Origin of the sequence: Actinacidiphila acidipaludis, from assembly GCF_019890725.1 — a bacterium.
Lineage (GTDB): Bacteria > Actinomycetota > Actinomycetes > Streptomycetales > Streptomycetaceae > Actinacidiphila > Actinacidiphila acidipaludis.
Map to the genome: position 1 here is coordinate 195,084 of NZ_JAINZZ010000004.1, position 19,812 is coordinate 214,895.

The 19,812-nt window shown below is 73.2% G+C and carries 18 protein-coding genes; 13 read left to right on the forward strand and 5 right to left on the reverse strand.

What is annotated here, in order from left to right; all coding sequences use genetic code 11:
• Positions 1-119: 119 nt before the first annotated feature.
• A complete protein-coding gene (locus K7862_RS05525; RefSeq protein ID WP_308011852.1) occupies positions 120-671 on the forward strand; it encodes a DUF6542 domain-containing protein in 552 nt (183 codons plus the stop codon).
• Here K7862_RS05525 and ppgK read toward each other — a convergent pair.
• Together ppgK and K7862_RS05535 are read right to left on the reverse strand one after the other, a co-directional pair.
• Positions 592-1,329, reverse strand: coding sequence for a polyphosphate--glucose phosphotransferase (ppgK, locus tag K7862_RS05530; RefSeq protein ID WP_222961232.1), 738 nt, complete (start codon positions 1,327-1,329; stop codon positions 592-594). The two genes, K7862_RS05525 and ppgK, sit on opposite strands and share 80 nt — an antisense overlap.
• A 30-nt stretch (positions 1,330-1,359) precedes the next feature.
• The gene (locus K7862_RS05535) at positions 1,360-2,346 is read right to left on the reverse strand and encodes a 4-hydroxy-3-methylbut-2-enyl diphosphate reductase (RefSeq protein ID WP_222961234.1); all 987 of its coding nucleotides are present in this window, start codon (positions 2,344-2,346) and stop codon (positions 1,360-1,362) included.
• A 67-nt stretch (positions 2,347-2,413) separates the two neighbouring features.
• On the opposite strand from K7862_RS05535, the gene xseA reads away from it, so the two are divergent.
• The 3 genes from xseA (at position 2,414) to K7862_RS05550 (ending at position 4,789) form a co-directional block, all read left to right on the forward strand.
• On the forward strand, positions 2,414-3,634 hold the full coding sequence (gene xseA, locus K7862_RS05540; RefSeq protein ID WP_222961236.1) for an exodeoxyribonuclease VII large subunit: 1,221 nt from the start codon (positions 2,414-2,416) through the stop codon (positions 3,632-3,634).
• Positions 3,635-3,697: 63 nt separating this feature from the next.
• Positions 3,698-3,964 carry an exodeoxyribonuclease VII small subunit gene (locus K7862_RS05545; protein ID WP_222961237.1) on the forward strand — a complete coding sequence of 89 codons (267 nt, stop codon included), beginning with the start codon at positions 3,698-3,700 and terminating at the stop codon, positions 3,962-3,964.
• Positions 3,965-4,195: 231 nt separating this feature from the next.
• Positions 4,196-4,789 carry a malonic semialdehyde reductase gene (locus K7862_RS05550; RefSeq protein WP_222961238.1) on the forward strand — a complete coding sequence of 198 codons (594 nt, stop codon included), beginning with the start codon at positions 4,196-4,198 and terminating at the stop codon, positions 4,787-4,789.
• 53 nt (positions 4,790-4,842) lie between these two features.
• Here the strand turns inward: K7862_RS05550 and K7862_RS05555 are convergent, their stop codons facing one another.
• Positions 4,843-5,388 (reverse strand): DUF4245 domain-containing protein, encoded by a 546-nt coding sequence (locus K7862_RS05555; protein ID WP_308011853.1) that lies wholly within the window; start codon positions 5,386-5,388, stop codon positions 4,843-4,845.
• Between the two features lie 171 nt (positions 5,389-5,559).
• On the opposite strand from K7862_RS05555, the gene glpX reads away from it, so the two are divergent.
• Positions 5,560-6,594 (forward strand): class II fructose-bisphosphatase, encoded by a 1,035-nt coding sequence (glpX, locus tag K7862_RS05560; protein WP_222961240.1) that lies wholly within the window; start codon positions 5,560-5,562, stop codon positions 6,592-6,594.
• 79 nt (positions 6,595-6,673) lie between these two features.
• Here glpX and K7862_RS05565 read toward each other — a convergent pair whose 3' ends face one another.
• Together K7862_RS05565 and K7862_RS05570 are read right to left on the reverse strand one after the other, a co-directional pair.
• Positions 6,674-7,003, reverse strand: a complete 330-nt coding sequence (locus K7862_RS05565; protein WP_262412729.1) for a WhiB family transcriptional regulator — start codon at positions 7,001-7,003, stop codon at positions 6,674-6,676.
• A gap of 281 nt (positions 7,004-7,284) precedes the next feature.
• Positions 7,285-7,971, reverse strand: coding sequence for a DUF1707 SHOCT-like domain-containing protein (locus K7862_RS05570; RefSeq protein WP_222961242.1), 687 nt, complete (start codon positions 7,969-7,971; stop codon positions 7,285-7,287).
• Between the two features lie 259 nt (positions 7,972-8,230).
• Here K7862_RS05570 and K7862_RS05575 point away from each other — a divergent pair, with 259 nt between their 5' ends.
• From K7862_RS05575 to K7862_RS05610, 8 genes are all read left to right on the forward strand, one after another.
• A complete protein-coding gene (locus K7862_RS05575; protein ID WP_222961243.1) occupies positions 8,231-9,886 on the forward strand; it encodes a fumarate hydratase in 1,656 nt (551 codons plus the stop codon).
• A 131-nt stretch (positions 9,887-10,017) separates the two neighbouring features.
• Positions 10,018-11,409, forward strand: a complete 1,392-nt coding sequence (locus K7862_RS05580) for a class II fumarate hydratase (protein ID WP_222961244.1) — start codon at positions 10,018-10,020, stop codon at positions 11,407-11,409.
• 23 nt (positions 11,410-11,432) lie between these two features.
• Positions 11,433-12,110, forward strand: a complete 678-nt coding sequence (gene fomD, locus K7862_RS05585; protein ID WP_222961245.1) for a cytidylyl-2-hydroxypropylphosphonate hydrolase — start codon at positions 11,433-11,435, stop codon at positions 12,108-12,110.
• Positions 12,111-12,358: 248 nt separating this feature from the next.
• On the forward strand, positions 12,359-13,024 hold the full coding sequence (locus K7862_RS05590) for a class I SAM-dependent DNA methyltransferase (RefSeq protein ID WP_222961246.1): 666 nt from the start codon (positions 12,359-12,361) through the stop codon (positions 13,022-13,024).
• Positions 13,025-13,936: 912 nt separating this feature from the next.
• Complete coding sequence (locus K7862_RS05595; RefSeq protein WP_372461513.1) at positions 13,937-15,769, forward strand: ATP-binding SpoIIE family protein phosphatase; 1,833 nt, start codon at positions 13,937-13,939, stop codon at positions 15,767-15,769.
• A 381-nt stretch (positions 15,770-16,150) separates the two neighbouring features.
• Positions 16,151-16,675 carry a PadR family transcriptional regulator gene (locus K7862_RS05600; protein ID WP_222961248.1) on the forward strand — a complete coding sequence of 175 codons (525 nt, stop codon included), beginning with the start codon at positions 16,151-16,153 and terminating at the stop codon, positions 16,673-16,675.
• Complete coding sequence (locus tag K7862_RS05605) at positions 16,672-17,355, forward strand: ABC transporter ATP-binding protein (RefSeq protein ID WP_222961250.1); 684 nt, start codon at positions 16,672-16,674, stop codon at positions 17,353-17,355. The genes K7862_RS05600 and K7862_RS05605 overlap by 4 nt, the downstream gene beginning before the upstream one ends.
• Positions 17,352-19,793 carry an FtsX-like permease family protein gene (locus K7862_RS05610; protein ID WP_262412692.1) on the forward strand — a complete coding sequence of 814 codons (2,442 nt, stop codon included), beginning with the start codon at positions 17,352-17,354 and terminating at the stop codon, positions 19,791-19,793. Before K7862_RS05605 ends, K7862_RS05610 begins: the two co-directional genes overlap by 4 nt.
• The last annotated feature ends 19 nt before the right edge of the window (positions 19,794-19,812 follow it).

Sequence of the window (19,812 nt, forward strand, 5' to 3'; positions counted from 1 at the left end):
ACGACCAGTCTACGGTCCGCGTCCGGCCCGCCCGGCCGCCCGTCGAACACCGCCCCCACGAGGGGGAATGCGCGTGTCCCGGTATGCGATCACCCGGCCGCCGTGCCTACTGTACGTAGGTGGACCAACACAGCGCGCGCACAGGAACCGAGCCTGTGCCCGGCGGCGAGGCCGCCGCCGGGGTCTACCGCCCCCCACCCCGCCCCGCCCACCCCGTCACCGCCGCCCTGCGGCGGCTGCGGGCCGTCCAGCGCCCGCGCCCGCGGCTGACCGGGCTCGGCACCGGCCTGCTCACCACCGTCGTGACGGTGCTCGGCGGCGCCGTCGACTCGTTCCTGTTCGACGGGCCCGGCGTGCTGTTCGGCCTGGTCTTCCTGGCAGCGAGCATCGCCGGCGCCGTCTATGTCCGCCCCTACGACCTGCTGGCCGCGCCGGTCGCGGCGCCCATCGCCTTCGCCGTCGGGATCACGCTGACCGGCGACAGCGGCGGCGGGGGGTTCGCCGGCCATGTGATCGGGGTGTTCACCGGGCTGGCCACCATGACGGGCTGGCTCTACGCGGGCACCGCGCTGGCCGCGCTGATCGCGGGGGTCAGAGCGCTGCGGCTGCCATCGCGGCGCCGACGATCCCCGCGGAGTTCTGCAGCTCCGCGGGAACGATCTCGGCGCTGATCCCCTGGATCAGCGGCAGGAACTTCTCCGCCTTGCGGCTGACGCCGCCGCCGATCACGAAGAGGTTCGGCGAGAAGAGCATCTCGACGTGCGCGAGGTACTTCCGCAGCCGGTGCGCCCAGTGCTCCCAGCTCAGGTCCTCGTCCTCGCGGGCCTTGACCGACGCGCGCTTCTCGGCGTCGTGGCCGTGCAGTTCGAGGTGGCCGAGCTCGGTGTTGGGCACCAGGTGCCCGTCGACGAACAGCGCGCTGCCGATGCCGGTGCCCAGGGTGAGCATGAGGACCACGCCGCCCCGGCCGCGGCCCGCGCCGAACGTCATCTCGGCGACGCCGGCGGCGTCGGCGTCGTTGAGCACCACGACCGGCAGCCCGAGCCGCTCGCTGAGCAGCTTGCGGGCGTCGCAGCCCACCCAGCCCTTGTCCATGTTGGCGGCGGTGCGGGTCACGCCGTCGACGACCACGCCGGGGAAGGTGACCCCGAGCGGGCCGGTGTGGCCGAAGTGCTGGACGACCTCGTGGACGCCCTCGATCACGGCCTCCGGTGTCGCCGGTTGCGGAGTTGCGATCTTGAGCCGCTCGTCCGCAAGGTCGCCCCGGTCGAGATCGACCGGAGCGCCCTTGATTCCCGTACCGCCGATGTCCACACCGAACACGTTCATGCCCTCCACGTTAGAGGTGCGCGGAAAACGTCACCTCTTGGCCGATTCCCTGTCGGCCAGCTCCGCACGCAGATCACGACGGAGTTCCTTGGGGAGCGAGAACTGGATGGACTCCTGGGCGGAGGTGACCACCTGGACGTCGCCGAAACCGCGTGCGGCCAGCCACTCCAGCACGCCGTCGACGAGGATCTCCGGGACGGAGGCGCCGGAGGTGACGCCGACCGTGGTCACGCCCTCCAGCCAGGCGTCGTCGCACTCGTCGGCGAAGTCCACCAGGTACGAGGCGCCGGCCCCGGCCTGCAGGGCCACCTCGACGAGGCGGATGGAGTTGGAGGAGTTGCGCGAGCCGACCACGATGACCAGGTCGGCCTCGGCGGCGATCTGCTTGACCGCCACCTGACGGTTCTGGGTGGCGTAGCAGATGTCGTCGCTGGGCGGGGAGAGCAGCTGCGGGAAGCGCTCCTTCAGCGCGTCCACGGTCTCCATCGTCTCGTCGACGGACAGCGTGGTCTGGGAGAGCCAGACGACCTTGGACTCGTCGCGGACCCGGACGTTCGCGGCGTCCTCGGGGCCGTCGACCAGGTGCATCCGCTCCGGGGCCTCGCCCATGGTGCCGATGACCTCCTCGTGGCCCTCGTGGCCGATGAGCAGGATGTCGTAGTCGGAGTCGGCGAACCGACGGGCTTCCTTGTGGACCTTGGTGACCAGCGGGCAGGTGGCGTCGATGGAGGCGAGGCTGCGCCCGGCGGCCTCCTCGTGGACGACGGGCGCCACGCCGTGCGCGGAGAAGATGACGATGGCGTTCTCGGGCACCTCCTCCGTCTCGTCGACGAAGACGGCGCCCTTCTTCTCCAGGGTCTGGACGACGTACTTGTTGTGCACGATCTGCTTGCGCACGTAGACCGGGGCGCCGTACTGCTCGAGCGCCTTCTCGACGGTGATGACGGCGCGGTCCACGCCCGCGCAGTACCCCCGGGGGGCGGCGAGCAGGACGCGGCGGCTGGAGTCAGAGGTCATGGGCCCATCGTACGGGGGCGGCCGCGGCGGCCGTCGGGGTGTCGGCGGGGCGCATTAGGGTGCGGTCATGGCTCTGAACACCTCGGCGGAGACGCCGATTCCGGTCGGTGAGGTGTCCCGCCTGATCGGCGGGTGGATCGATCGGCTCGGTGCGGTGTGGGTCGAGGGCCAGATCACCCAGCTCTCCCGGCGGCCGGGCGCGGGCGTGGTGTTCCTGACGCTGCGCGATCCCTCGCACGACATCTCGATCCCCGTGACGTGTTTCCGCGGGGTGTTCGAGCAGGTCACCGACGTGGTCGGGGAGGGGGCGCGCGTCGTGGTGCTCGCCCGGCCGGAGTGGTACGCGCCGCGCGGCACGCTCTCGCTGCGCGCGACGGAGATCCGGCCGGTCGGGATGGGCGAGCTCCTGGCCCGGCTGGAGCAGCTCAAGCGGACGCTGGCCGCCGAGGGGCTGTTCGCGCAGGACCGCAAGCGGCCGGTGCCGTTCCTGCCGCAGCTCATCGGCCTGGTGACCGGCCGTGCCTCGGCCGCCGAGCGCGACGTGCGGGAGAACGCCCGGCTGCGCTGGCCGGCGGTGCGTTTCGAGGTGCGCAACGTGCCGGTGCAGGGCGCGAGCGCGGTGCCGCGGATCGTGGAGGCGGTGCGGGCACTGGACGCGCACCCCGAAGTGGACGTGATCATCGTGGCGCGCGGCGGCGGCAGTGTGGAGGACCTGCTGCCGTTCTCCGACGAGCGGCTGGTGCGCACCGTCGCGGACTGCCGTACCCCGGTCGTCTCGGCGATCGGCCACGAGCCGGACAGCCCGTTGCTGGACCTGGTCGCGGACCTGCGGGCGTCGACGCCGACCGACGCGGCGAAGCGGGTGGTGCCCGACGTGCGCGAGGAGCTGGCCCGGGTCGAGCAGGTGCGGGACCGGGCGCTGCGGGTGATCCGCGGCCTGCTGGACCGCGAGGAGCGCGGCCTGACGGCCGCGGTCAGCCGCCCGTCGATGGCCGCGCCGTACCGGATGGTCGACGAGCGGGCGGGCGAGGTCGCGGACCGGCTGGACCGCGCGCGGCGCTCGCTGCGGCACGTTCTGGAGCGGGCGGACGCCGACCTCGCCCACACCCTGGCGCGAGTGGTGGCGCTCTCCCCCGCGGCGACGCTGCGCCGGGGGTACGCGGTGCTGCAGCGTGCGGACGGTACGGCCGTGCGCAGCCCGGAGGACGTCGGGGAGGCCGAGGAGCTGCAGGCCCGCGTCGCCGAGGGGCGGTTCACCGTCCGGGTCACCGAGCGGCCCGCGCCCTGAGGGCCGCCGGCCGCCCCGGGCGGGGCGGGCCGCCGTGTCGGGGGGAGGTCTTAGGCTGCCCCCATGGCTGACAGCACTTTGGGGTACGAGCAGGCGCGGGACGAGCTGGTCGAGGTCGTCCGGCGGCTGGAGGCGGGCGGCGCCACCCTGGAGGAGTCGCTCGCCCTGTGGGAGCGCGGCGAGGAGCTGGCGAAGATCTGCCGGCGCTGGCTGGAGGGCGCCCGGGCCCGGCTGGACGCGGCGCTGGCCGCGGAGGAGGCCGAGGAGCTGGCCGCGGGCGAGGCGGAGCAGGCGGAGGTCGACGCGGAGGAGGCCGCGGACCAGCGCTGACGCCGGTGCCGGCCACTGCATCGCGCAGCACCCCACAGCACCTCACCGCACCCCACAGCACCGCATCACCGCAGCACCGCACCGCGGCAGCGGGAAGTACCTGCATCATGCATCGAATCTGGTTGTATAGTACACGTGTGTGCCGAGTTTTTAGTTGAACTCGGAATGATTGAATCTTCACCCACGTTGAGGGATGCGTCTCTGCCGCTCCCCGAAAGGCCAGGCACCCCGATGTCCCTCGTCCTCGACCCCACCGCTCAGGACCTGCTCTTCCGCGAGGCCCGCACCGCGAACACCTTCACCGACGAGCCGGTGACCGACGAGCAGATGCAGGCGATCTACGACCTGGTGAAGTACGCCCCCACCGCCTTCAACCAGCAGCCGCTGCGCGTGCTGCTGGTCCGCTCCCCCGAGGCGCGCGAGCGCCTGCTCACGCACATGTCCGAGGGCAACCGGCCGAAGACCGCCGCCGCCCCGCTGGTCGCCGTCCTCGCGGTCGACAACGAGTTCCACGAGGAGCTGCCGACCCAGTACCCGCACTTCCCGCAGGCCAAGGACGTGATCTTCGGCGAGCGTCCGGTGCGGGAGCGGTCCGCCGCGCTGAACGGCGCGCTCCAGGTCGGCTACTTCATCATCGGCGTGCGGGCCGCCGGGCTCGCCGCCGGCCCGATGACCGGCTTCGACGCCGAGGGCATCAACAAGGACTTCTTCACCGACGGCGACCACTCCGTGCTGGCCGTGGTCAACATCGGCAGGCCGGGTGAGAACGCATGGCGCCCGCGCCACCCGCGGCTGTCCTACGACGAGGTCGTCACGACCGTCTGACGTCGGGCCCCGCGCCGGACAGCCGGCGCGGCGCCCCTGGCCCCGAACGGCTCCTACTGGCCGCCGCGCTCCCGCAGCGCGGCGGCCAGCTGCTTGAGCTGGGCGTCCGGCGCGGTGCCGAGCACCACCGTGGTGACCTTGGGGTCCTTGCGGACGAGGGCGGTGTAGCGGCCGCCGGTCCAGCGCTCCCAGGTCTGCCCGCCGGCGGCGACCGTGCCGGTGCCGTCGCGGTGCGAGTTCAGCGTCACCGAGGCGATGAACGCGTCGGCGGCGCCGTTGCTCTGCTCGATCGCCACGTACTGGCTCTGCGGGTCGACGAAGCCGAGGTGCCAGGTGACGTTCTTCCGGTCCGCCCCGTTGTAGCTGACCGAGGTGGACCGCCAGTCGGCGCCCAGGCCCTCGGGGCCGGCCACCGGGTAGGGGGCGTCGCGCCGGGCCTGCCCCAGCTCGACCGAGTACGAGACGGCGACGCCCTTGACCGGGTCCGCGTGCGAGTCGTGCGGGATGAACAGGTAGATCACCCCGACGACGAAGCCCAGGACCACCAGCGAGAGCAGGAGGTCCCGCACCGTGTTGTTGCCACGCTTGTCTGCTGCCACGCCCCTATCGTCCCCCATGTCCCAGGGCGCCCCGACCGCCGGGTGGCGGCAGCGGGCCCGCGGAGTCACCATGGCGCTCATGTGACATGCCCCCTGCTCATATTGGCGGGCACCCGATAGGGTCACAGCACCCTCATATCCGGCCGTCCTCGTACAGAAAGGTGCGCTGTGATGACCGAGCAGCATCTGCCCCCGCAACTCGAAGTGAGCCCGGAGGCCCCCGACCGCAACCTGGCCCTGGAGCTGGTGCGGGTCACCGAGGCCGCCGCCATGGCGGCCGGCCGGTGGGTCGGCCGCGGCGACAAGAACGGCGCGGACGGCGCGGCCGTCAAGGCGATGCGGACCCTGGTGCACACCGTGTCGATGAACGGCGTCGTCGTGATCGGCGAAGGCGAGAAGGACGAAGCGCCGATGCTCTTCAACGGGGAGCGGATCGGCGACGGGACCGGCGCGGAGTGCGACGTCGCCGTGGACCCGGTGGACGGCACCACGCTCACCGCCAAGGGCATGCCGAACGCGGTGTCGGTGCTGGCCGTCGCCGACCGCGGCACGATGTACGACCCGTCGGCGGTGTTCTACATGGACAAGCTCGTGGTCGGGCCGGAGGCCGCGGAGTTCGTCGACATCACCGCCCCCACCGAGGTCAACATCCGCCGGGTCGCCAAGGCCAAGGGCAGCGCCCCCGAGGACGTCACCGTGGTGGTGCTGGACCGGCCGCGGCACGACCGGCTGGTGCAGGAGATCCGCGAGACCGGCGCTCGGATCAAGTTCATCACCGACGGCGACGTGGCCGGCGCGATCATGGCGGTCCGCGACGGGACGGGCGTGGACATGCTGATGGGGATCGGCGGCACGCCGGAGGGCATCATCTCGGCCTGCGCGATCGCCTGCCTGGGCGGCACGATCCAGGGGCGGCTGTGGCCCAAGGACGACGCCGAGCGGCGCAAGGCGCTGGACGCCGGACACGACCTGGACCGGGTGCTGCACACCCACGACCTGGTCAGCGGCGACAACGTGTTCTTCGTGGCCACCGGCATCACCGACGGCGAACTGCTGCGCGGTGTGCGCTACCGGGCGGAGACCGCCACCACCTCGTCCCTGGTGATGCGCTCCAAGTCCGGCACGATCCGGCAGATCGACTCGGTGCACCAGCTGTCGAAGCTGCGCGCGTACAGCGCCGTCGACTTCGACCGCGGCAGCCACTGACGGACCCCGCTCCGGCTCCCGCCCCCTCCGCCGCCGTCCGGGCCCCGTATTCCCGGATCGCGGCGGTGGGAGCGGCGGTTCAGCCCGCGGCGGCTATCTGGGCGGCCGGGCGCTGGAGTTCGACTTCGCGGCGCCGCCGGCGGGCCAGCACCACACGGCGCTCCGCGGCGGTCATCCCGCCCCACACCCCGTAGGGCTCGGGCTGCAGCAGGGCGTGTTCACGGCATTCGAGCATCACCGGGCAGCGAGCGCAGACGCGCTTGGCCGCTTCCTCGCGCGACAGCCGGGCCGCCGTCGGCTCCTTGGAGGGAGCGAAGAACAGCCCCGCCTCGTCACTGCGGCAGGCGGCCTCCGAGTGCCATGGGCCGCCCAGATCCCGCGGGTGACCTGGCGGGAAGGACGGGTCCATGACGGGCTCGATCGGTTGAAGCACGGGAAACTCCTGACGACGGCTCGGCGGGGGCCACGCTGGCCTGCCGTCTTGCCGGCACCCGGACCGGGCCCGCCGGGTCGACGGCGCGTGACGTGCTCCTTCCCCTACCCGCTGTGCGCGACTTCATGCGCACCGTGTTCGCCACCGTCACATCAGCCCCATCCGCGCCGTCCAACGGGCCTGTCACAGAGGCGAGTCGAGCGGCCGGCCCCGGGTGTCGGCCGCGTCCTGAGTCACGTCGGCCGCGGGGACGCGGTTCAGTCGTCGAGCTGCTTCTTCGTCCAGTCGCGGATCTTCTTGCCGCGCTTGGCCTTGGCCTCCACGCCGCCCCAGAAGGCGAATCCGTCGACGCGGACGACCGGCGCGCCGGGGTCGGGCGCCTCGAACGCCTTGACGTCGGAGCCGCCCATGATGCCGACGACCCCGCCGCCGCGCAGTGTGACGTTCTCCGGCAGCTTGATGCTGACGCCGCCCATGACGGCCGTGCAGTGGATGACCAACTCCGGTGAGGTGAAGGTGGCTTCGGTCAGGTCGATCTCGACGCCGCCCATGATCGCCACCGCGGTGATCCGGTTGCCCACCCGCCAGCGGCCCTTGCGCTCGGCGCCGCCGAGGATGCCGACCAGGTTCGGGTTCTCGCCGCCCGAGCCGGGGGTGAACGGACGCGGCGCGGGGGCGGGTTGGGGCCGCCCGGCCGCACCGGCGGGCAGATCCCTGACGAGCGGCTCCAGTTCGCCCTGGGTCTTGGCCGCGTAGACGCGGTCGAGCCGCTCGGAGTGCTCGGTGGCGTCGAGGCGGCCCTCGGCGAGCGCCTCACGCAGGATGTCGGCGATCCGGTCCCGGTCGGCGTCCGACGCGCGCAGGTCGACGGCCTCGGCCGGCCCCCCGGTGCGGGCCGGTGCATCCGCCGGCTGCGGGCGCTTCTGGAGCTGCGATTCATCCACGCGCTCACCGTACACAGACGCGATAGATCGCGACTACCCCGAGGCGCGCCGGACCCCACCCGGAACCGCCCCTTAGGGGGCGCCCCCTTCCCCCTCCACCCCGGGTCGCACCCCGGCCCCTTCGCCCGGTGACCGGGCGGGCGCTCGGTGAGCCGTAGCTCACGCCGGGATGAGCCCTACCTCACAGGTTCCGGGCCGCCGGGACGTTCTACGCTTGATGCGCTTCAGCGTCGACGCAGCCGAGTGAGGAATGCCGCCCATGCCCGAGTTCGCCTATACGGATCTGCTCCCCCTCGGCGAGGACACCACCCCGTACCGTCTCATCACCTCCGAAGGGGTCAGCACCTTCGAGGCCGACGGCCGGACGTTCCTGAAGGTCGAGCCCGAGGCGCTGCGGCGACTGGCCGCCGAGGCGATGCACGACATCTCCCACTACCTGCGGCCCGCGCACCTGGCGCAGCTGCAGCGGATCCTGGAGGACCCGGAGGCCAGCCCCAACGACCGCTTCGTGGCGCTGGACCTGCTGAAGAACGCCAACATCGCCGCGGCCGGCGTGCTGCCGATGTGCCAGGACACCGGCACCGCGATCGTCATGGGCAAGCGCGGCCAGAACGTGCTGACGTCGGGCGGGGACGAGGAGGCGCTGTCCCGCGGCATCTTCGACGCGTACACCAAGCTGAACCTGCGCTACTCCCAGATGGCCCCGCTGACCATGTGGGAGGAGAAGAACACCGGCTCCAACCTGCCGGCGCAGATCGAGCTGTACGCGACCGACGGCGGCGCCTACAAGTTCCTCTTCATGGCCAAGGGCGGCGGCAGCGCCAACAAGTCCTTCCTCTACCAGGAGACCAAGGCGGTCCTCAACGAGGCGTCGATGATGCGCTTCCTGGAGGAGAAGATCCGGTCGCTGGGCACCGCCGCCTGCCCGCCGTACCACCTGGCGATCGTCGTCGGCGGCACCAGCGCGGAGTTCGCGCTGAAGACCGCCAAGTACGCGTCCGCGCACTACCTGGACGAGCTGCCCGCCGAGGGCTCGGCGGCCGGGCACGGCTTCCGCGACAAGGAGCTGGAGCAGCAGGTCTTCGAGCTCACCCAGAAGATCGGCATCGGGGCGCAGTTCGGCGGCAAGTACTTCTGCCACGACGTGCGCGTGGTGCGGCTGCCTCGGCACGGCGCGTCCTGCCCGGTCGCGATCGCCGTCTCCTGCTCCGCCGACCGCCAGGCGCTGGCGAAGATCACGCCCGAGGGCGTGTTCCTGGAGCAGCTGGAGACCGACCCGGCGCGCTTCCTGCCGGAGACCACGGACGAGCACCTGGACGACGACGTCGTCCGCATCGACCTCAACCGGCCGATGGACGAGATCCGTGCCGAGCTGACGAAGTACCCGGTCAAGACCCGGCTGTCGCTGTCCGGCCCGCTGGTCGTGGCCCGCGACATCGCGCACGCCAAGATCAAGGAGCGGCTGGACGCGGGCGAGGAGATGCCGCAGTACCTGCGGGACCACGCCGTGTACTACGCCGGGCCGGCCAAGACGCCCGAGGGCTACGCGTCGGGTTCGTTCGGCCCGACCACGGCCGGGCGGATGGACGCCTACGTCGAGCAGTTCCAGGCGGCCGGCGGCTCGATGGTGATGCTCGCCAAGGGCAACCGGTCCCGGCAGGTCACCGAGGCGTGCGCCGCGCACGGCGGCTTCTACCTCGGCTCGATCGGCGGCCCGGCCGCGCGGCTGGCCCAGGACTGCATCAAGAAGGTGGAGGTCCTGGAGTACGCCGAGCTGGGCATGGAGGCGGTCTGGAAGATCGAGGTGGAGGACTTCCCGGCGTTCGTCGTCGTCGACGACAAGGGCAACGACTTCTTCACCGACCCGGCCCCCGCCCCCACCTTCACCTCCATCCCCGTCCGCCCCTCCGCCTGACCGGCCCGGCGCCTCCGACCGCGCCCTACCGCGTCCCCCTACGCACGACCGCGGCACCCCCGCCCCGCCCGCCGAGGGCCGGACGGGGGCACGGGGGAACAAAAGGGTGCGGGCTGGGCACTGTTACAGGTATGGGTGATGACGCATACCGGGTGGAGCACGACTCGATGGGGGACGTCCGCGTGCCCCGTGAGGCGAAGTGGCGGGCGCAGACGCAGCGGGCGGTGGAGAACTTCCCGATCTCCGGGCAGCGCATCGAGCGCGCCCACATCGAGGCGCTGGCGCGGATCAAGGCGGCCGCCGCCAAGGTGAACGCCGAGCTCGGCGTGCTGGACAAGGACGTCGCCGAGGCGATCCAGGAGGCCGCCGCCGAGGTCGCGGAGGGCCGCTGGGACGAGCACTTCCCGGTCGACGTCTTCCAGACCGGTTCCGGCACCTCCTCGAACATGAACACCAACGAGGTCATCGCCACCCTGGCCACCGAGCGCCTGGGCCGCGGCGTCCACCCGAACGACGACGTCAACGCCTCGCAGTCGTCCAACGACGTGTTCCCCTCCTCGATCCACATCGCCGCCACCGCGGCGGTCACCCGCGACCTGGTCCCCGCGCTGACCCGCCTCGCCGAGGCCCTGGAGGCCAAGGCCGCGGAGTTCCAGGACGTGGTGAAGGCCGGCCGCACCCATCTGATGGACGCCACGCCCGTCACCCTCGGCCAGGAGTTCGGCGGGTACGCGGCCCAGGTCCGGTACGGCGTCGAGCGGCTCCGGGCGGTGCTGCCGCGGCTGGCCGAGCTCCCGCTGGGCGGCACCGCGGTCGGCACCGGCATCAACACCCCGCCCGGCTTCCCCGCCGCGGTGATCGCCGAGGTCGCCCGGGCCACCGGCCTGCCGCTGACCGAGGCCCGCAACCACTTCGAGGCGCAGGGCGCCCGCGACGCGGTGGTCGAGACGTCCGGCCAGCTCCGGACCATCGCCGTCGGCCTGACCAAGATCGCCAACGACCTGCGCTGGATGGCCTCGGGACCGCGCACCGGCCTCGCCGAGATCAGCCTGCCCGACCTGCAGCCGGGCTCCTCGATCATGCCCGGCAAGGTCAACCCGGTGGTGCCCGAGGCGGTGCTGATGGTCGCCGCGCAGGTCACCGGCAACGACACCGCGATCACCGTTGCCGGTGCGGCGGGCAACTTCGAGCTCAACGTCATGCTGCCGGTCATCGCCCGCAACGTGCTGGAGTCGGTGCGCCTGCTCGCCAACGTCTCCCGGCTGCTGGCCGACCGCACGATCGACGGGATCACCGCCCACCCGGAGCGGGCCCGCGAGTACGCGGAGTCCTCGCCGTCCGTGGTGACGCCGCTGAACCGCTGGATCGGCTACGAGGAGGCCGCGAAGGTGGCGAAGAAGGCGCTGGCGGAGCGGAAGACCATCCGGCAGGCGGTCATCGAGGGCGGCTACGTCGAACGCGGGCTGCTGACGGAGGAGCAGCTCGACGCGGCACTCGACGTGTTGCGTATGACCCGTCCGTGACGGGTGATCCGTAAGCTCTGTTCATGACAGCCGACGTCGACACCTCGATCCGTAACGGACAGCAGCGGCACTTCTGGGCCCCCGGCGACCAGGTGCTGTGGCGCTATCGCGGCAACGGCACCGACGCGGTGCACATCTGCCGGCCCGTGACGGTGGTGCGTGACGACACCGAGCTGCTGGCGGTGTGGATGGCCCCGGACACCCCGGTGGTGCGGCCGGTGATGGCCGACGGCACGCCGGTGTACCGCGAACCGCTGGAGACGCGGTACCGCAAGCCGCACGTGCCGAGCGTGGAGCGCTGGTGGGGCACCGGCGTGCTGAAGCTGGCGCGGCCGGGCGAGCCGTGGTCGGTGTGGCTGTTCTGGGAGCCGGGATGGCAGTTCCGCAGCTGGTACGTCAACCTCGAGGAGCCGCTGCGCCGCTGGTCGGGCGGGGTGGACTCGGAGGACCACTTCCTCGACATCTCCGTGCACCCGGACCGCAGCTGGCACTGGCGGGACGAGGACGAGTTCGCCCAGGCGCAGGCCGACGGGCTGATGCCGGCCGCGCTCGCCGCCGGGGTGCGCGAGGCCGGTCACCGGGCGGTCGGGGTGATCCGCGCCTGGGGCCATCCGTTCCGTGACCACTGGCAGGACTGGCGCCCCGATCCGGCGTGGCCGGTGCCGTCGCTGCCGGCGGACTGGGCCCGTCCGGGGGTCTGAAGCCGCTGACCGGCAGGTCCGCGGCACGAGCCAGGGAACCGCGGAGCCCCTTGTTGCGTCCCTGTCGGTCAACCGTAGGATCGTGCTCCGGAACACTGCACAATTGCCGAGCACAGCCCAGAGTTTGACACTGCGTCATGGGCAGGTGCGGGCCCGCGCACGTCGCAGCACAGCCAGCACACACGCCGATGACGCCTCTGCCGGGCGTCGTCCACCGGACGGATGAGCAGTCAGGGAGGCCCTGAGCAGTGGGAACCGGCGGCTACGAGGACCTGGAGAAGGACCGGACCGGGCAGGCCGAGGCGTTCGACGCCATCGGCGACCGGTACGACGAGGCCTTCCCGCACAAGGAGGGCCAGATCGAGGCCGGGGGCTGGCTGACCGCCTCGCTGCCGCGGGGCTCCCGGGTGCTCGACCTCGCCTGCGGTACCGGGATGCCCACCGCCCGCCAGCTCACCGACGGCGGCCTCCGGGTCACCGGGATCGACCTCTCCCCCAGGATGCTGGAACTGGCCCGGCGCAACGTGCCGGAGGCCGAGTTCGTCCGCGCCGACATGGGCGATCTGGTGGGCGGCGGCGCGCTGGCCGGGGGCAGCTTCGCCGGCGTCGCCGCGTTCTTCGCACTGCTCATGCTGCCCCGCCCGGAGATCCCCTACCTGCTGCGCACCGTCCACGACCTGCTGGAACCCGGCGGGCTGCTGGCGCTGTCCATGGTCGAGGCCGACGTGGACGACATGCAGATCCCGTTCCTGGGGAACACGATCCGGGTATCCGGTTATCTACGGGACGAACTGCGCGACGTGGTGACGGATGCGGGCTTCGAGGTGATCAAGGAGGAGTCGTTCGCGTACGCGCCGGCGAGCTCCGACGTACCTCCGGAGCTGCAGCTCTTCCTCTACTGCCGACGTGCCTGAACCGGCCAGGTTCGAGCCCCGCCGCGCGGTGGTCGCGGCGGCGCACCGACGGATGGATCGACTCGCGTGACCACGGACCAGCCCCGCCCTCCCCGAACCCCTGCCGCGCCGCCGGACCCGCGCGGCGGCTTCGGCCTGGACTCGCTGCCGCAGACCCCGCCGGACGCGGCGCCGCACGCCGCGCCCGGCCGCCCCTGTCCGCTCCCGGCCGATCCGCACGCCCGCGGCGGCGACCCGGCCGGCGCCGAGGAGGCCGGCGGCCCGCGTGGCCATGCCGCGGAGGCGGCCGGCGCGAGCGGTCCGGCCGGTCCCGGCGACGGTGCCGAACACGATGAGCGGGGAGCCGCCGGCCCGCCTGGCGGGCAGGTCGCGGGGGGCGAACCGGTTGAGCGCGGCGATCACCGGGAGTCCCCGGCCGACTCCGCAGCGCAGTCCGCAGGCCCCGTCGGCGGGGAGACCGGGACCGACCCTGCCGGACCAGGCACGCCGGATGCGCCTGGGTCGTATGGTGAGCGCGTGGCCGGACAAGAAGCGGCAGACCCGCAGGGAGCGACGAGTCCCTACCGCGACGCCCCGTCCGACCCTGCCCAGGGCGCGGCCGCGTCCACCCCGCCCGGCGAGGACCCGCACGAGCAGGGCCGGCACGCACAGAACTCCCACGGGCAGAATCCCCCGGAACGCAACCCCCACGGGCAGAACGCGCACGGGCAGACCCCGCCCGCCGATGACCCGTACGGGCAGCGGCCCCACCGGCAGGAGTACGGCAAGGGCGCGTCCGGGCCGCGGGATCCCCGGCCGGAACCCCAGCCGCAGCCGCAGCCCCAGTCGCCGCCGCACGAGGAACGCGGCCGGCACACGTCCGAGGGCCAACTCCCGCCGCTCCCGCCCATCCCGGCGCACGGCAGCGGCTGGATGCCGGGGACGCCGGACGGCGGCGAGGTGCTGGGGTCCTTCGTCAGCACACCGCCGCGGGGCACTCCGCTGGAGGCCGCCGGGCACCCCGGGGACGAGGACTCGGTGGGCATGCGCATTCCGATGCCGGCACAGACCGGCCCCGAGGCCGACCGCCTGCGGTACGTCGGGGCCGCCACCCGCCGGATCGCCCGCGGTCTGGACCTCGACGAGATCCTGCTGGGCCTGTGCCGGTCCGCGGTGCCCGCGTTCGCCGACGCGATCCTGGTCTATCTGCGCGACCCGCTGCCGGTCGGCGACGAGCGGCCGTCGGGTCCGCTGCGGCTGCGGCTGCGCCGCGCGGACGGCGGGCTGGACGGGCCCGACCCGGCCGGTGACGCGCCGGTCGGCGCGGTCCCGCTGGTGCCCGCCCTGGAACCGGCGTACGCCTCCGAGACGATCGGGGTGCTGCTCGACGGCCCGCTGGCCGAGGTGCTGCGCGGTGTCCGCCCGGTGTTCGCGGAGTCCCCGCGGGCCGCGGACGCGCTCGCCGAACTCCTCGGCAACCCCGCGAGCCCGCTGCCGACCGGCCGCCGGGCGCTGCTCGCGCCGCTGCGTGGCCGCCGCCGCGTGATCGGCGCGGCGGTGCTGCTGCGCCGGCCCGACCGGCCCGCGTTCGAGGCCGACGACCTGCTGGTGGCCGCCCAACTGGCCACCCACACCGCGCTCGGCGTCGACAAGGCGGTGCTCTACGGCCGCGAGGCGTACATCGCCGACGCCCTGCAGCGCGAGATGCTGCCGGACTCCCTGCCGCAGCCCACCGGCGTCCACCTCGCCAGCCGTTACCTGCCGGCCGCGGAGTCGGCGCGGGTCGGCGGCGACTGGTACGACGCGATCCCGCTGCCCGGCAGCCGGGTGGCGCTGGTGGTCGGCGACGTCATGGGCCACTCCATGACGTCCGCGGCCATCATGGGTCAGCTGCGGACGACCGTGCAGACCCTGGCCGGGCTGGACCTCGCGCCCCAGGAAGTGCTGTACCACCTGGACGAACAGGCCCAGCGGCTCGGCCAGGACCGCATGGCGACCTGCGTCTACGCCGTCTACGACCCCATCGCGCACCGCATGGTGGTGGCCAACGCCGGTCACCCGCCGCCGGTACTGCTGCACGCGGACGGCCTCGCGGAGGTGCTGCGGGTGCCGCCGGGCGCGCCGATCGGCGTGGGCGGCGTGCCGTTCGAGGCGGTGGAGCTGCCCGCGCCGGCCGGGGCGACGCTGCTGCTCTACACCGACGGGCTGGTGGAGTCGCGCAGCCGCGACGTGTGGGGCGGCATCGAGCTGCTGCGCGAACGCCTGCACGACGCGGCGACGGTGCTGTCGCCGCCACCGCTGGAGCCGCTGTGCGACGAGGTGCTGGAGATCCTCGGGCCCGGCGACCGCGACGACGACATCGCGCTGCTCGCCGCGCGGTTCGCCGGGATCGCGCCGAGCGACGTGGCGTACTGGTTCCTGGAGCCGCAGGCGCAGACCGCGGGCCGGGCCCGCCGCCTGGTCCGCCAGGCGCTGCGCCGCTGGGACCTGGAGGACCAGGTCGACGCGGCGGAACTGCTGGTCAGCGAGATCGTCACCAACGCGGTGCGGTACGCGGAACGGCCCATCACGCTGCGGCTGCTGCGCACCGACGTGCTGCGGTGCGAGGTCGGCGACGACGCGCCGCTGCTGCCGCGCATGCGGCATGCCGCTCCCGAGGAGGAGGGCGGGCGCGGGCTGTACCTCGTCAACCGGATGGCTCAGCGCTGGGGTGCCACCCGGCTGGGCGCAGGCAAGGTCGTCTGGTTCGAGCTGCCCATCATCTGACGTGAGCCGTCGTGCCGGGTCCCGCCGCGGGGGCCCGGCACGCCTGTGCGGTGGGGGCGGTCGCGGGCGCGACAGCAGCCGGGGCTTGCGGTCACAGTGGGGGCAGCCGCGCGGAGGTCCGAGGGAAGGCGAGCGCTGAGGCCCGCGCCCGGCGGACGCAGTCCCGGGGCCGGTGTGGATGGCCTGTGCCCCGGGACTGCATCGCGCGCACCTCTCGCTGCGCCGCGTCATCGACCGCGCCCCCATCGGGGCTGAGGCCCGCCGTCAACTGCCCGCCTCGACGGGCGAAGGGGGGCCCGGCGCAAGGGCGCGAACCCGGGCGGAAGGGGTATGCGCGGGGGGTATACATGGAGGGTATACACGGCGTGTAGTGTGGGCGGCATGTCAATCGGCCACACCCTCCTCGGACTCCTGGAGTCCGGCCCGCGCCACGGATACGACCTGAAGCGCGCGTTCGACGAACGGTTCGGGCACGACCGCCCCCTCGCCTACGGCCAGGTCTACTCGACGATGGCCCGGCTGCTGAAGAACGGCCTCGTCGAGGTCGAGGGCATCGAGCCCGGCGGCGGCCCGGAACGCAAGCGGTACGCCATCACCGACGCCGGCATCACCGACGTCGAGGCCTGGCTGGCCCAGCCCGAGCGGCCCGAGCCCTACCTGCAGACGACCCTGTACACCAAGGTCGTCCTGGCGCTGCTCACCGGCCGCTCGGCCGCCGACCTGCTCGACACGCAGCGCGCCGAGCACCTGCGGCTGATGCGCGAGCTGACCCGTCGCAAGTCCTCCGACGACCTGGCGGACCAACTCATCTGCGACCACGCCCTGTTCCACCTGGAGGCCGACCTGCGCTGGCTCGAGCTCACCGCCGCCCGCCTGGACCAGCTCGCCGCGGCGGTGACCCGATGACCACGGAACCCCTTCTCCAGGCGACGGACGTCCGCAAGTCCTACGGCCGGACCGCGGCGCTGGACGGCGCCGACCTGACCGTGCGGGCCGGTGAAGTGGTGGCCGTGATGGGCCCGTCGGGGTCCGGGAAGTCCACCCTGCTGCACTGCCTGGCCGGCATCGTGCGGGCCGACTCCGGCGAGCTGCGCTACCGCGGGCAGGACCTGACCGCGATGTCCGACGGCCGGCGCAGCGCCCTGCGGCGTTCCGACTTCGGCTTCGTCTTCCAGTTCGGCCAGCTCGTCCCTGAGTTGACCTGCCTGGAGAACGTGGCGATCCCGCTGCGGCTGGCCGGTGAGCGGCGCAGGGCCGCCGAGGCCAAGGCGGCGGCCTGGCTGGAGCGCCTGGAGGTCGCGGACGTCGCGGGCCAGCGGCCCGGCGAGGTGTCCGGCGGTCAGGGCCAGCGGGTCGCGGTGGCCCGCGCGCTGGTGGCCGGCCCGCGGGTGATCTTCGCCGACGAGCCGACCGGCGCGCTGGACTCGCTGAACGGCGAGCGGGTGATGCGCCTGCTGACGGACGCCGCGCACGACACCGGCGCCGCCGTCGTCCTGGTGACCCACGAGGCGCGCGTGGCCGCCTATTCCGACCGGGAGATCGTCGTGCGGGACGGGAAGTCGCGCGACACGGAACGGGTGTCATGAGCGCGCCCCACGAGCCGTTCGCCGGCTTCGACCGGGCGCCGTCCGGCGCCGGCCCCGACCGCGCCCCCGACTCGGGCGCCGGCGTGCGCACCTGGGCCCGCGACCTGGCGCTCGGCGCGCGGTTCGCGGCCGGCGGCGGCCGCGAGGGCTGGACCCGGACGGTGCTGACCGCGGTCGGCGTGGGCCTCGGCGTCGCACTCCTGCTGCTGGCCGCGGCGGTGCCCCCGATGATGACCGTGCGGGACCACAAACGGGTCGCCCGAGACGCGATGTCCTCCGGTTACGTCGCCAAGCCCACCGACAGCACGCTGCTGTCGGCCGAGGCCGACACCACGTACCACGACAAGGACATCACCGGCATCCTGCTGCAGCCGGACGGGCCGAACGCCGCCACGCCGCCGGGCGTGACGAAGCTGCCCGCGCCCGGGCACATGGTCGTCTCCCCCGCGCTGCACCGCCTGCTGGACGGTTCACCGCTGTTGCGCCAGCGCATCCCGTACACGATCGACGGCGCCATCGGCCGCGCCGGCCTGATGGGTCCCGCCGAGCTGTACTTCTACGCCGGCAGCGACCGGCTGACCGCGCGCGACGCCGAGTACCGCAACGGCAACGCCGACCGGATCACCGGCTTCGGGCACCGCAGCAACTCCGCCGTGATGGGGCCGACGTTCGACCTGCTGCTGGTCATCATGCTGGTGGTGCTGCTGCTGCCCGTCGGGGTGTTCATCGCCACCGCGGTCCGGCTGGGCGGCGAACGCCGTGACCGGCGGCTGGCCGCACTGCGCCTGGTCGGCGCGGACAACCGGATGACACGCCGGATCGCGGCCGGGGAGGCGCTGTTCGGGTCGGTCCTCGGACTGCTGGTCGGCGGCGGGCTGTTCTTCGCCGGCCGGCAACTCGCGTCGCATGTCACCATCCGCGGCATCTCCGCGTACCCGGCCGACATGACGCCGGCCACCACACTGGCCGTGCTGATCGTCCTGGCGGTGCCGCTGACCGCGGTCGCGGTGACGATGCTGAGCCTGCGCGGGACCGCGATCGAGCCGCTCGGGGTGGTCCGGCAGGGTGTCGGCCGCGGCCGCCGGGTGTGGTGGCGGCTGGTGATCCCGGTGGTCGGACTGGTGCTGCTGCTCCCGCAGTTCGGGCACGTCCACGGCGACAGCAACCTGAACGTGTACCAGACCGCCACGGGCGCGGTGCTCATGCTGATCGGCGTCACCGCCGTACTGCCGTGGGTCGTCGAGCAGGTGGTCGGGCGGCTCCGCGGCGGCCCGGTCGCCTGGCAACTCGCCACCCGGCGGCTGCAGCTCAGCAGCAACGCCGCGGCCCGCATGGTCAGCGGCGTCACCGTCGCGGTGGCCGGGGCCATCGCCCTGCAGATGCTGTTCACCGCGGTCGACGGCGACTTCGTGCACGAGACCGGGGGCGACCCGAGCCGGGCGCAGGTCATGGTCGACGCACCCGTCGCGAACGGCGCGCAGGCACGGGACTTCAACCAGCGGATCGCCGCGACCCGCGGCGTCCGGCAGGCGTACGGCTACGTCAACGCCGACGCCACCCAGCCGGACGCGGACCGGGTCCGGGACGGCGACTTCGCGTACCTGCCCGTGGTGGTCGGCGACTGCCCGACGCTGCGGCAGATGGCCCAGGTGTCCGCGTGCTCCCCGGGCAGCGTCTTCATCGTGCCGCCGGCCGACGGCATGGGCGACCCCGGGTCGGCCCGCTCCTACCTCAGGCCCGGCTCGCGGCTGGACCTCAACGGGCCGCCGCAGTCGGCCTACGTCGGCACGCCCCGGCTCTGGACGATCCCGCGGACCGCGCGCACGGCCGCGCCCCGGACGGACCCGACGGGCAGCCTGTCGTGGGGCCTGTTCGCCACCCCGCAGGCGCTCGACACCTCGCTGCTGTCGTCGCCGACGGCGAACTCCATGGTGGTCCTGGACCCGCGGCAGCCCGAGGCGGTGGAGTACGTGCGCAACACCACGGCGAAGCTGGGGATCGGCGTGGACGTGTTCACCGTGCACTCCACCACCCAGCAGAACTCCTACACCCAGCTGCGGCGCGGCCTGTTCGCCGGTGCGGCCCTGACCATGGCGCTGATCGGCGCGAGCCTGCTGGTGATGATGCTGGAGCAGCTCCGTGACCGGAAGAAGCTGCTCGCGGTCCTGGTGGCGTTCGGCACCCGGCGCAGTGCGCTGGCCTGGTCGGTGCTGTGGCAGACCGCGATCCCGGTGGTACTGGGTCTGGTGCTGGCCTGCGCCGGCGGTCTGGGCCTCGGGGCCGCGCTGCTGGCGATGACCAGCCGGCCGTTCCACCCGGACTGGAGCGGGATGGCCGCGATGTCGGCCATCGGCGCGGCGGTCGTCCTCGGGGTGACGCTGCTGAGCATGCCGCCGCTGTGGCGGCTGATGCGGGCGGACGGCCTGCGCACCGAGTAGCCGTCCACCGCCGCAGTCA